7 protein-coding genes are annotated in these 12214 nt (G+C 72.4%); 3 read left to right on the top strand and 4 right to left on the bottom strand.

Going from position 1 to position 12214, the window contains the following annotated elements; translation table 11 throughout:
• Window positions 1-607: 607 nt before the first annotated feature.
• Window positions 608-1237, bottom strand: a complete 630-nt coding sequence (locus AB0D44_RS22895) for an NUDIX hydrolase (RefSeq protein ID WP_362594030.1) — start codon at window positions 1235-1237, stop codon at window positions 608-610.
• 87 nt (window positions 1238-1324) lie between these two features.
• Complete coding sequence (locus AB0D44_RS22890) at window positions 1325-2995, bottom strand: CTP synthase (protein ID WP_362594132.1); 1671 nt, start codon at window positions 2993-2995, stop codon at window positions 1325-1327.
• A gap of 472 nt (window positions 2996-3467) precedes the next feature.
• Here AB0D44_RS22890 and AB0D44_RS22885 point away from each other — a divergent pair, with 472 nt between their 5' ends.
• Complete coding sequence (locus tag AB0D44_RS22885; protein ID WP_362594027.1) at window positions 3468-5273, top strand: glycoside hydrolase family 15 protein; 1806 nt, start codon at window positions 3468-3470, stop codon at window positions 5271-5273.
• Between the two features lie 98 nt (window positions 5274-5371).
• On the top strand, window positions 5372-6754 hold the full coding sequence (locus AB0D44_RS22880; protein ID WP_362594024.1) for an FAD-binding oxidoreductase: 1383 nt from the start codon (window positions 5372-5374) through the stop codon (window positions 6752-6754).
• A 3-nt stretch (window positions 6755-6757) separates the two neighbouring features.
• Here AB0D44_RS22880 and AB0D44_RS22875 read toward each other — a convergent pair whose 3' ends face one another.
• Window positions 6758-8383 carry an NAD(P)/FAD-dependent oxidoreductase gene (locus tag AB0D44_RS22875; protein ID WP_362594021.1) on the bottom strand — a complete coding sequence of 542 codons (1626 nt, stop codon included), beginning with the start codon at window positions 8381-8383 and terminating at the stop codon, window positions 6758-6760.
• Between the two features lie 11 nt (window positions 8384-8394).
• Window positions 8395-9933 carry an APC family permease gene (locus tag AB0D44_RS22870; protein WP_362594018.1) on the bottom strand — a complete coding sequence of 513 codons (1539 nt, stop codon included), beginning with the start codon at window positions 9931-9933 and terminating at the stop codon, window positions 8395-8397.
• A 182-nt stretch (window positions 9934-10115) separates the two neighbouring features.
• Here AB0D44_RS22870 and AB0D44_RS22865 point away from each other — a divergent pair, with 182 nt between their 5' ends.
• Window positions 10116-11738: a PucR family transcriptional regulator gene (locus AB0D44_RS22865; protein WP_362594014.1), complete on the top strand. Its 1623-nt coding sequence runs from the start codon at window positions 10116-10118 to the stop codon at window positions 11736-11738.
• Window positions 11739-12214: the final 476 nt, after the last annotated feature.

Genomic DNA, 12214 nt, shown 5'->3' with positions numbered 1-12214 from the left:
CCCTGATCGGATCAGCGGATGGTCCGCTTTTTCACTCCCGGCTCGCCACGCGGCTCCGCCGGGCGGCTCCGCCGGGGGCTTGTGCCCGGCCTCGCCGTACGGCGCGGATGCCCGCACCCCTCGCGGGGCTCCGCCCCACACCCCGCGCCTCAAACGCCGGCGGGGCTGGAGGTCGCCCGAGCGCGAAGCGCCGTGTCCGGGGCCGCACCCAACGCAGAGCCCAGCCGCAAACCAGCCCCACCGGCGATTGAGGCGCAGGCGCGAAGCGCCGTGCCCGGGGCCGCACCCAACGCAGAGCCCAGCCGCAAACCAGCCCCGCCGGCGATCGAGGCACAGGCGCGAAGCGCCGTGTCCGGGGCCGCGCCCGACGGCAAAGCCCAGCCGCAAACCAGCCCCGCCGGCGATTGAGGCGCAGGCGCGGAGCGCCGTGTCCGGGGCCGCGCCCGACGGCAGAGCCCAGCCGCAAACCAGCCCCGCCGGCGATTGAGGCGCCGCCGGAGGCACACCCAGCCCGCCGGCGATTGAGGCGCCGCCGGAGGCACACCCAGCCCGCCGGCGTTTGAGGCGCGGAGGGCGGGGCCGAGTGCCGGGGGTCGGTGAGGCTCGGTTACGACTCGTACGGGCGGGCCGGCCACGGGGAGTCGGCCGGGCGGAGCGCGTCGAGGCCGTCCCCCGCCAGCGCAGCGGACACCGCCAGGACCCCCGCCACCAGCCCCGGATTGCCCAGCTCGCCCGCCAGAACGCCCCGGACCAGCTCCGCCAGCGGAACCCAGGCCACTTCCATGTCCGCCTCCTCCGACCCGGCCTCGGCGTACCGCTCGCCCTCCGCGTCGCTGACGCCCCGCGCGAGGAAGACCCGGATCGCCTCGTCCGACCCGCCCGGCGAGGCGTAGAAGTCGACGAGCACCCGCCAGTCCTCGGCCTTGACGTGCGCCTCCTCGTACAGCTCCCGCTCCGCCGCCGGCAGCGGGTTCTCCCCCGGCACGTCCAGCAGCCCCGCCGGCAGCTCCCACAGCCGGCGCCGCACGGGGTGCCGGTACTGGCTGAGGACCAGCACCCGCCCCGCCGTGTCCAGCGCCAGCACGCACACCGAACCGGGGTGTACCTGATAGTCGCGGCGTGCGGTCGACCCGTCCGGCATCCGGACCTCGTCGGAGTTCACCGCCGTCTTCGCGCCCTGGAACGGCCGCTGCGTCGACAGCATCTCCCAGGATTCCGACGTGTCCTTGATGTTCATGCCCCGAAGCCCTCCACAACGCGCGACAGCCGGGGTACGGAACTCCGTACCCCGGCCGTCTACGGTATGCCGTCAGGCGTCAGGCGATCACTTCGCGGACTGCTGCCGCTCCACGGCCGCCTTGACCAGACCCGCGAACAGCGGGTGCGGCCGCGTCGGGCGGGACCGCAGCTCCGGGTGCGCCTGGGTGGCGACCAGGTAGGGGTGGACCTCGCGCGGGTACTCGACGTACTCGACGAGCTTGTTGTCCGGGGAGGTGCCGGAGAAGACGATGCCCGCCTTCTTCTCCAGCTCGCCGCGGTAGGCGTTGTTGACCTCGTAGCGGTGGCGGTGGCGCTCGTCGACGTACGCCTGGTCCCCGTAGACCTCGCGCACGATGGAGCCCTCGGCGAGCTTCGCCGGGTACATGCCGAGCCGCATGGTGCCGCCCAGGTCGCCCGCGCCCTCGACGAAGGCCAGCTGCTCCTCCATGGTCGAGATGACCGGGTGCGGGGTGGAGGCGTCGAACTCGGTGGAGTTGGCGTCCTCGATGCCGGCGAGGTTGCGCGCGGCCTCGATGACCACGCACTGCAGACCCAGGCACAGGCCGAGCAGCGGGACCTTGTTCTCGCGGGCGTAGGTGATCGCGCCGACCTTGCCGTTGACGCCGCGGTCGCCGAAGCCGCCGGGCACGCAGATCGCGTCCACGTCGCCGAGGACCGCGGCGGCGCCCGCCGGAGTCTTGCAGTCGTCGGAGGTGACCCACTTGATCTGGACGCGGGCCTTGTTGGCGAAACCGCCGGCGCGCAGCGCCTCGGTCACCGACAGGTAGGCGTCGGGCAGGTCGATGTACTTGCCGACGAGCGCGACCTTGACCTCGTGGTCGGGGTTGTGGACCCGGTCCAGCAGGTCCTCCCACACCGTCCAGTCCACGTCGCGGAAGGGCAGGTCGAGCTTGCGCACGACGTACGCGTCCAGGCCCTCGGTGTGCAGCACCTTCGGGATGTCGTAGATCGACTTGGCGTCGATCGCCGCGACCACGGCGGCCTCGTCCACGTCGCACATCAGCGAGATCTTGCGCTTGATGGAGGTGGGGACGTCCCGGTCGGCGCGCAGCACGATCGCGTCGGGCTGGATGCCGATGTTGCGCAGGGCCGCGACGGAGTGCTGGGTGGGCTTGGTCTTCAGCTCGCCGGAGGGACCGATGTAGGGCAGCAGCGAGATGTGCACGACGAAGACGTTGTCGCGGCCGACCTCGTGGCGGACCTGGCGGACGGTCTCCAGGAAGGGCAGCGACTCGATGTCGCCGACCGTGCCGCCGACCTCGGTGATGACGACGTCGACGTCCTCGGTCGCCATGCGCCGGATGCGGTGCTTGATCTCGTTGGTGATGTGCGGGATGACCTGCACGGTGTCACCGAGGTACTCGCCGCGGCGCTCCTTGGCGATGACCGTGTTGTAGACCTGGCCGGTGGTGACGTTGGCCGAGCCGTCGAGGTCGACGTCGAGGAAGCGCTCGTAGTGGCCGATGTCCAGGTCGGTCTCGGCGCCGTCGTTGGTGACGAACACCTCGCCGTGCTGGAACGGGTTCATCGTGCCCGGGTCGACGTTCAGGTACGGGTCGAGCTTCTGCATGGTGACCCGCAGGCCGCGCGCCTTGAGCAGCGCACCCAGGCTGGAGGCCGTCAGGCCCTTGCCGAGGGACGAAGCGACACCCCCGGTGACGAAGATGTGCTTGGTCGTCATGGCTGTGCTGTTTCGAAAAGCAGCGGGCGGCATAGCCAAGAGGGGGCTCCCGTGGTCGCGAGGTGAGGTGCGTCCGGCGCCGGCCACCGTCGATCCGGAAGGGTCTCAGGGGGCGCCGAAGCTGCGGTTTCGGGGTTCCTGATTCGCACAGGTAGACCACCGGTCCACGGGGTACCAGCCTATCAGCGCCCGGGCCCGTCTGCCTCCGGCCACGCGGCGCGGGAGTCGCGTACGGTGCGTGGGAGGGGCGCCGCGGGGGCGTACCGGCAGGTCACCCGTTTGGCGCAGTCGCATTCTTCCGCGGCTTAAGGGGATCACTAGGGTGCCGTCATATCCTGCTCGGATATTGCACACATCGCCGCCGAGCAGTCCGTCACACGGCCGCACCGAGCCGACATACGGAATCATGGGCTCAACGCGGAGATCCCCACCCACAGGAGACCGCGCAACCGCGCAATGCAAGCGCCCTTCGGGGCGGACGTGGCCGTTCGACTGGAGATGCAACGTGTCCGGGCGCATCGAGGATTACGCACTGATCGGGGACATGCAGACCGCCGCGTTGGTCTGCCGGGACGGGGCAGTGGACTGGTTGTGTCTGCCTCGTTTCGACTCCCATGCCGTGTTCGCGAGCATTCTCGGCACCGAGGATCACGGGTTCTGGCGGATCGGGCCGGCCTTCGCGCCCGGCACCGAGCCGCCGCCGGCCACCCGTCGCCGCTACCGCGGTGACTCCCTGGTGCTGGAGTCGGAATGGGAGACCCCGCGCGGGACGGTCCGCGTGATCGACTTCATGCCGCCCCGCGAGGGCCACGCGCCGCAGCTGATCCGGATCGTCGAGGGAGTCAGCGGCCGCGTCAAGATGAGCTCGGCGCTGCGCATGCGGTTCAGCTACGGGCGGGTCGTGCCCTGGGTGCACAAGATCGACGGGCGTACGGTCGCGGTCGCCGGCCCCGACTCCGTGTGGCTGGACACCGATGCGCAGACGTACGGCAAGGACCTGACCACCTACTCCGACTTCACCGTCGGGCCGGGCGACCGGATGGCCTTCAGCATCAGCTGGCAGCCCTCGCACCGCGGCGCGCCGGAGGCCCCCGACGCCGAGGCGGCGCTGGACTCCACCGCCGAGTTCTGGCGCGAGTGGGTCGAGCAGTGCACGTACCACGGCCCCTACCGGGAGGCGGTGGTCCGCTCCCTGATCACCCTCAAGGCCCTGACGTACGGCCCGACCGGCGGGATCGTCGCCGCGCCGACCACCTCCCTGCCCGAGGAGATCGGCGGGGTCCGCAACTGGGACTACCGCTACACGTGGCTGCGCGACGCCGCGATCACCCTGTCCTCGCTCCTGCGCACCGGCTACCGCGAGGAGGCCCGCGCCTGGCGCGAGTGGCTGCTGCGCGCGGTGGCCGGCGACCCCGAGAACCTCCAGATCATGTACGGGATCGCGGGCGAGCGGGAGCTCGGCGAGACCGAGCTGGACTGGCTGCCGGGCTACGAGGGCTCCCGCCCGGTCCGCGTCGGCAACGGCGCCGCCGGGCAGCTCCAGCTCGACGTGTACGGCGAGGTCACCGAGGCCCTGCACCTGGGCCACATGACGGGCCTGGCCCGCAGCGACTACGCCTCGCTGCTCCAGCTCAAGCTGATCCGCTACCTGGAGACCCACTGGGACCAGCCCGACGAGGGCATCTGGGAGGTGCGCGGCCCGCGCCGCCACTTCGTGCACTCGAAGGTGATGGCCTGGGTGGCCGTGGACCGCACGATCAAGCTGATCGAGAGCGGGGACGCGGACGGCCCGCTGGAGCGCTGGCGGGAGCTGCGCGACGAGATCCACCAGGACGTGTGCGAGAAGGGCTACGACAAGGAGCGCAACACCTTCACCCAGTCCTACGGGTCGAAGGAGCTGGACGCCTCCCTGCTGCTGATCCCGCAGATGGGCTTCCTGCCGCCGGACGACAAGCGGGTCATCGGCACCATCGAGGCGATCCAGCGCGAACTGTCCACGTCCGACGGGTTCATCCTGCGCTACCCGACGGCGGGCGCGGAGGCGGGGGTGGACGGCCTGGAGGGCGACGAGGGGGCTTTCCTCGCGTGCTCGTTCTGGATGGCCGACGACCTGGCGATGATCGGGCGGGTGGACGAGGCGCGCCGGCTCTTCGAGAAGCTGCTGTCACTGCGCAACGACCTCGGGCTGCTGGCGGAGGAGTGGGACCCGCGGCTCCAGCGGCAGGTCGGGAACTTCCCGCAGGCCTTCAGCCACGTCCCGCTGATCGACACGGCCCTGCGGCTGACCGCGAGCGGGGCCTACGGAGGCTAGGGCCGGGCACGGCACGGGAGGGATCTCCCGCCGTGCCCCGGTGATCGCCTGCGCCTACGCTGGAAAGGTCCTGTGCCCTTTCTGGGAAGGGGGAGGCCATGGCGCCCCTGTCGAAGGCGGCCACGGCGCTCACCGCGCTCCGCGAGGATCTGGCCGGTGAGGTCTTCGCTCCGGACGATCCGGGTTACGACGAGGCCCGGACCGTCTTCAACGCGATGGTCGACCGCAGGCCCGCCGTCATCGCGCAGTGCGCGAGCCCGGCCGACGTGGTCACGGCCGTACGGTTCGCCCGGGACCTCGACCTGAAGATCGCTGTCCGCGGCGGCGGGCACAGCGTGTCCGGGATGTCCCTCAACGACGGCGGCCTGGTGGTGGACCTGCGGCGGATGCACGAGGTCACGGTCCATCCGGGTGCGAAGGCCGCCCACATCGGGGGCGGGGCCACGATGAGCCACCTGGACCGGGCCTGCGCACCGTACGGCCTGGCGACCACCGGCGGCCGGGCCTCCACGACCGGCGTCGGCGGCTTCGTCCTGGGCGGGGGCTCCGGCTGGCTGGACCGGAAGTTCGGCCTGGCGGTGGACAACCTGCTGGGCGTGGAGCTCGTCACCGCCGAGGGCGAGCTGCTCCAGGTGACCGCGGACGACCATCCCGAGCTGTTCTGGGGGCTGCACGGCGGCGGCGGGAACTTCGGCATCGCCACCTCGCTGACGCTGCGGCTGCACGAGCTGCCGGCGATGTCGATCGCGTTCCTGCTGTACCTGCCGGAGCGCGGACCCGAGGTGGTCCGTACGTACCGGGACGTCATCGAAGCCGGACCGCCCGAGGCCTCGGGCGCCGCCCTCTACATGACCGGCCCGCCCGAGGAGTTCGTCCCCCCGCACCTGGTGGGCATGCTGCTGGCGGGCGTGCTGCTGACGTACGCGGGCCCCGAGGAGGAGATGCGCCGGCTCGCCGCGCCGCTGCTGGCGATCCCGCACGAGGCGGAGATCGTCACGGCCATCCCGTACGCCGACCTGCAGTGCATGATCGATGATCCGCCGGGCATGCGGAACTACTGGTCGGCGGAGTACCTCACCGGGGTGCCCGACGCGTTCGTGAACGTGTTCTGCGCCCGCGGCGAGTCGCTGCCGGTGCCCACCGGCACCCAGCACGTGGTCTGGCCGCAGGGCGGGGCGATCGCCTCGGCCGGGGGCGACTACCCGGTGCCGTACCGGGACGCGGCCTGGGCGGTGCACCCGTTCGGGATCTGGGAGGACCCGGCCGACGACGAGCGGTGCCGCCAGTGGGTCAAGGACGTCCGCGCCGACGTCCAGCCGTGGAGCACCGGCGCGGTCTACCTCAACTTCATCGGGGACGAGGGCCGCGACCGGGTGGTCGCGGGCCTCGGTACCGAGAACATGCGGCGGCTGGGCGCGTTGAAGCGGCGCTACGACCCGGACAACGTGTTCCGCTTCAACCACAACGTCCTGCCGACCTGACGCTCAGGCGAGGGCGGCGATCACCTCGCGCGCCGCGCGCTCGCCCTCGGTGGCGCCGCCTTCCATGAAGCCCTGGAAGTCGTAGCTGCAGTGCTCGCCGCCGATGTGGATGTTGCCCTGCGCGGTGCCCTCGTAGCGGGCGTAGCGGTGCAGGTAGCCGGTGGGCCAGTACGAGTAGGCCCCCAGGGCGTAGGGGTTGCGGTGCCAGGCCGAGAGCTGGGCCCGCCCGTTCCAGACCGCCTTGGTGCCCGGGAAGAAGGAGTCGACGCCGGTCAGCACGCGGCCCGCGAGGTCGCGGACGTACGGGTCGGCCTCGGTGGCGAAGGGGGTCGCGGGGGTGAGCGCGCCGGCGAGCGTGCCGCCGCCGTACTGGAGCAGGATCCCTCCCGTGCCGGGCTGGACCTTGGTGGTGTCCCAGGTCTGCTGGACGTCCAGGTCCGTGAAGCAGTCGCCGGCCGAGACGCCCGGCCAGGCTCCCGTCCCGCGCCAGGGGCGGGCGGTGAACTGCATGTTGAGCTTGGTGCAGTAGCCCATCCGTGCGTCACGGAGGAGGTTGCGCATCAGCGGGTCGAAGCCGGCCTGCGAGGTGTCGATGCGCTGGAGGATCGGCAGCGGCAGGCACAGGACGGTGTGGTCGGCGACGACGGTCCGGGTCGCGCCCGCGTCGTTGAAGGTCAGGGTCTGGGTGCCGTCGGCGTTGGCCCGTACGGCGACCAGCTCGCGGCCCATCACGAGCGAACCGGCGGGCAGGGCCGCGGCGATGGCGTTCGGCAGCCGGTCGTTGCCTCCGGTGATGTGGTAGCGCTCGTTGGACAGGCCCCAGACGTTGAAGTTGCCCGGGTTGGGCTGGTAGCCCATCAGGAGGACCAGGGCGAGGGCGGACTGGCGGTCGGTGTCGGCCCCGTACTCGACGTTGTAGGCCACGTCGATGAAGCGGCCGAGCCGGGAGCCGTGGCCGCCGGGGATCCGGGTCTCGATCCACTCGTACAGGGTCATGTTGTCGAGGGCCGTGCCGGCGGGGGTGGAGGAGTTCCAGGTGACCTCCCCGGCCTCCTGGAGGTCGCGGCGCAGGGCCTGGTAGACGGCCTTGAAGTCCTCGTCCGCCTCGGTGCGGGAGTAGTACTCGCCGTTGAACCAGAGGACTTCCTCGGCCCCGTTGGGTCCGCCGCCGAGGAAGTCTTCGACGGGCAGGTCGAAGCGGCGGCAGAGCTCCAGGATCTTCTTGTGGCTGGTGTCGATCAGCTCACCGCCGATCTCGGAGGTCTGGCCGTACGCCCAGTGGCCGCGCTGGGTCCACATGCGGCCGCCGACCCGGCTCGGGTTGGCCTCGTAGAGGGTGCAGTTGACGCCCGCGTCCTTGAGGGTGAGGGCGGCGGTCAGCCCGGAGATGCCCGCGCCGACCACGGCGACGCGGGCGGGGCCGACGGGCTTCTTGTCGGGGGCGGGCCCGGCGGCGTGGGCGACCCCGGCGGAGGCGAGGGCGGTGCCGAGGCCGAGGGCGGCGGCCCGGCCGAGGAGTTCGCGGCGGGTGGAGCCGCGGACGTCGGCGACGGGCAGGTCGAGACTGCGGGCGGCGGCGTGCTCGGCGGCGAGCCGGCGCAGGGCGTGCATCAGGGGCGTACGGGCCATGGCGGCTCTCCTCAGACGTTGGCGGCGGCGGTGGACGGGGACGGGGCGTCGGGGCGCTCGGCGGCGTCCTCCAGGACGATCCGGCCGATGATCTCGTAGCGCTCGGGGGCCTTCGCCCGGAGCCAGAAGCCGAGGCCGAGTCCGCCGAGGAAGACGCCGCCGACGATCCACGGGATGAGGGTGAAGAAGAGGGACCCGGCCGCGCTGCCCGCCGCGGTCTCCATGTTGAGGACCAGCAGGACGACGACGGCGGTCATGCCGATCCCGCCGAGCAGCGGGGCGGTCAGGGTCGTGAACCAGTGCCGGTCCTCGGGGTGGTTCTTGCGGAAGTACCCGATGACGGCGAAGGAGCAGAGCGTCTGGACGATCAGGATCGCCATGGTGCCGAGGATCGCGAGCAGCGTGTACAGGTGCAGGTACGGGTCCTGCCCGGTGAGCCAGAACCCGGCGACGAGCGCGGTGGCGATGGCGGTCTGCACCACCGAGGCCACGTACGGGGATCCGTGCTTGGCGTGGGTGCGGCCGAGCTTCGGGGAGAGGAAGCCCTCGCGGCCGATGGCGTAGAGGTAGCGGGCGGCGCACTGGTGGAAGGCCATGCCGCAGGCGAAGGACCCGGTGAGCAGCAGCCACTGGAAGGCGTCGACGGCCCAGGCGCCGATGAAGCCCTGGGTGGGGGCGAAGAACAGGTCGAGGGGGCTGGTGGAGGAGGACAGCTCGACGGAGCGGGCCAGGCCGTTGCCCGCGATGGTCATCCAGGAGACGTAGATGTAGAAGAGGCCGACGCCGACGACGGAGACGAGGGTGGCCTTGGGGATGACCCGCTTGGGGTCGCGGGACTCCTCGCCGTACATGGCGGTGGACTCGAAGCCGACCCAGGACCAGAAGGCGAAGAACAGGCCGAGTCCGGCGGAGGTGCCGGTGAAGGCGTTCTTCGGGTTGACGGGCTCGAGCGGGATGCCGTCCGGTCCGCCGCCGGCGAGCAGGACGGCGGTGGCGACGGCGAACAGCACGGCGATCTCGGCGATCAGCATCACGCCGAGGGCCTTGGCGGTGAGGTTGATGTCGAAGTGGGCCAGGGCGGCGGTGACGGCGAGCATGGCGGCCGCGTACAGCACCCACGGCAGGTCCACGCCGAGCTGATCGTGGACGGTGGTCTTCGCGAAGTAGGAGAACACCCCCACGATCGAGGCCTCGAAGACGATGTAGGCGAGGACGGCGAGCATCCCGGAGGCCATGCCGGCGATGCGGCCGAGGCCGTGCGAGATGTACCCGTAGAAGGCGCCCGCGGCGGTGATCCGCTTGGCCATGGCCACGTATCCGACAGCGAAGACCGTGAGCACGAGGGTGGCGAAGAGGTATCCGGCCGGAGCTCCGATGCCGTTGCCGAAGCCGACCGCGATGGGGAGGTTGCCGGTCATGGCGGTGATCGGCGCGGCGGTGGCCACCGCCATGAACACCACGCCGACCAGCCCTACGGAGTTGGCCTTCAGCCGCTGGACCTGCGGGGTTGCGGGGGTCTGTGGCGACCCGCCCGTGATGTCTCTGCTCATTGCGTCCTCTTCCGTGTGGAGGGCGCCCACTCTCTCCCCGGGTGACGCACACCACAATCGGCACGTGGTCCGATAATCTCCTTGCGGAAGCGACGAGTTGTCGGGCCGGATGGGCGGCGGCACGGCAGTTGTAACCGGTGGGTGATGTGATCGGAACGAGACGGCCGGTACCGTCCGGCGCTATGGACGATCAGGGCGGAATCACGGTTCAGCGGGCACTGGAACTGCCGGGGCTGCGCAGCGGACTGCCGGAGGTGCTGGCCTGCGCCGACCGCCTGGGCCGGACCGTCCGCTGGGTGCACGCGGGCGAGGTCCCCAATATCGCCTCCCTGCTCAAGGGCGGCGAACTGCTGCTGACCACGGGCCTCGGCCTCGGCACGCGCCCGGCCGAGCAGCGGGCCTTCGTGCGCCGCCTCGCGGACCGGGGGATCGCCGCGCTGGTCGTCGAGCTGGGCCCGCGCTTCACCCGGCTTCCGGCGACGCTCGTGGAAACCGCCCGCGCGGCGGGTCTCCCCCTGGTCCAGCTCCACCGGGAGGTCCCCTTCGTCACCGTCACGGAGGAAGTCCACACCGAGATCGTCAACCACCACTACGCGCTGCTCCAGCGGGCCGAGGAGGTCCACCGCCGGTGTACGGAAGCCCTGTTGGGCGGCGGTGGCATCCCCCAGGTGCTGCGGATCCTGGCCGACTTCACGGGCAACCCGGTCTTCCTGGAGACCCCCGACGGCCAGCTGCTGTACGCGGCCGGCAGCGCGGCCGCGGACGCGGGCGCCGACCCGCTCCAGGTGTGGGAGGGCCTGCGCGGCCAGCGCGAGGCCGAGCCGTCGGCGAACACCGTGGTGATCGACGTGCCCGGCGGGGGCCCCGGCACGGGGTCGGTCCGGGCCCGGGTGGTGCTGGTGGGGGTGGCGGCCCCGCTGCTGCCGGTCCACCGGATGGCGGCGGAGCGTACGGCCGGGGTCCTGGCCGTCGTCCTCATGCAGGCGCGGCAGGAGGAGGAGCTGGCGGCGCGCGGCCGCGGCGACTTCCTGACGGACCTCGCCGAGGGCCGCATCTCGGCCGAGGACGCCCCCGCGCAGGCGCGTGTGCTGGGCTTCCGGCCGGGCGCGGGGCCGCTGCTGCCGATCGTGATGCGGCTGTCGACGGACCTGGGCCCGTCGGGCAACTGGGCCGTCCTGGCCCGGGCCGTCCTGGAGGAGCTGTCGTCGGTCGGGGTGCCGGTGCTGCTGGGGGTCCGCCCGGTGGAGGGCCGGGTACCCCTGCTGGTTTCCTTGCGCGCGGAGTCGGAGCGCACGGCGGTCGCGGACCGCGTGGCGGCCGCGCTGCGGGCGGGCGTGGAACGCGCGGGCCTCGACCGGGCGTCGGCCCCGCCGGCCGTGGTCGTCGGGGTCGCGGGCGGGTGGGCGGCGGCCTCGGCGGGCCTGCGGCACGCGGCGGAGACCGCGACCGCGGCCCACGGGCTGCCGGCCCGGCCGTGGTACGACGCCCGACGGCTGGACATCGACCTGCTGCTGTGGAGACTGCGCGAACACCCCGACCTGGCGGCCTTCGTGGACCGCGCGATCGGCCCGCTCCGCGCCCACGACACGACCTCGCGGCCGCCGCTGCTGCCCACCCTGGAGACGTACCTGGCCCATGCGGGCCGTAAGGCGGAGACGGCCCGCGAGCTCCATCTGAACCGGCAGACGCTCTACAACCGCCTGGCCCGCATCTCGGAACTCCTGGGCACGGACCTGGACGACCCGGAAACGGTCCTCTCCCTCAGCCTGGCCCTGCGCGCCCGCCGCCACGTGATCCCCTCGTGACGCGGGCCGGCCTCCCGGGCTGCGCGGGGCTGCGCCGACTCCGTCCGCCGAGGGCCGGGCGGGGTCCGGCCACGGCCGGGTGATCGCGCCGCCGCGGTGGGCTTGGGCCCTGCGGGGCTGATCCCCTACCCGCCCTTCCCCCGTTCCCCGGGCTCCGCCCGGACCCGCGCCTCAAACGCCGGCGGGGCTGGACCGTACCCCGCGGACGCTCGAGACCCGTGATCCGGGGCGGAACCCCGACCTTTTCAGCCCCGCCGGCGTTTGAGGCGCGGGGGTCCGGGGGCAGAGCCCCCGCAACGGCGCCGCGCCCGCAAGCCCGGCCCGGCCACAACCAGCCCCGCCGGCGCTTGAGGCGCGGGGGTGCGGGGGGCGGCCCCCGGCGAGGGACCGGCACGCGCACCGCTACCGGCGGCCGCGGTCCGACCGCTCGGCGTAGACCATCTGAAACTGCGCGCACGGGTCGGCCGGCGGACGGC

The sequence above is a fragment of the Streptomyces sp. NPDC048349 genome, assembly GCF_040651925.1.
Taxonomy (GTDB): domain Bacteria; phylum Actinomycetota; class Actinomycetes; order Streptomycetales; family Streptomycetaceae; genus Streptomyces.
Note: the sequence above shows the minus strand (reverse complement) of the source record. Positions and strands in the feature narration are given on the sequence as shown.

Coding starts and splice junctions, on each gene's coding strand:
- AB0D44_RS22895 (WP_362594030.1), bottom strand. CDS start 1,237: ATGAACATCAAGGACACGTCGGAATCCTGGGAGATGCTGTCGACGCAG.
- AB0D44_RS22890 (WP_362594132.1), bottom strand. CDS start 2,995: ATGCCGCCCGCTGCTTTTCGAAACAGCACAGCCATGACGACCAAGCAC.
- AB0D44_RS22880 (WP_362594024.1), top strand. CDS start 5,372: ATGGCGCCCCTGTCGAAGGCGGCCACGGCGCTCACCGCGCTCCGCGAG.
- AB0D44_RS22875 (WP_362594021.1), bottom strand. CDS start 8,383: ATGGCCCGTACGCCCCTGATGCACGCCCTGCGCCGGCTCGCCGCCGAG.
- AB0D44_RS22870 (WP_362594018.1), bottom strand. CDS start 9,933: ATGAGCAGAGACATCACGGGCGGGTCGCCACAGACCCCCGCAACCCCG.
- AB0D44_RS22865 (WP_362594014.1), top strand. CDS start 10,116: ATGGACGATCAGGGCGGAATCACGGTTCAGCGGGCACTGGAACTGCCG.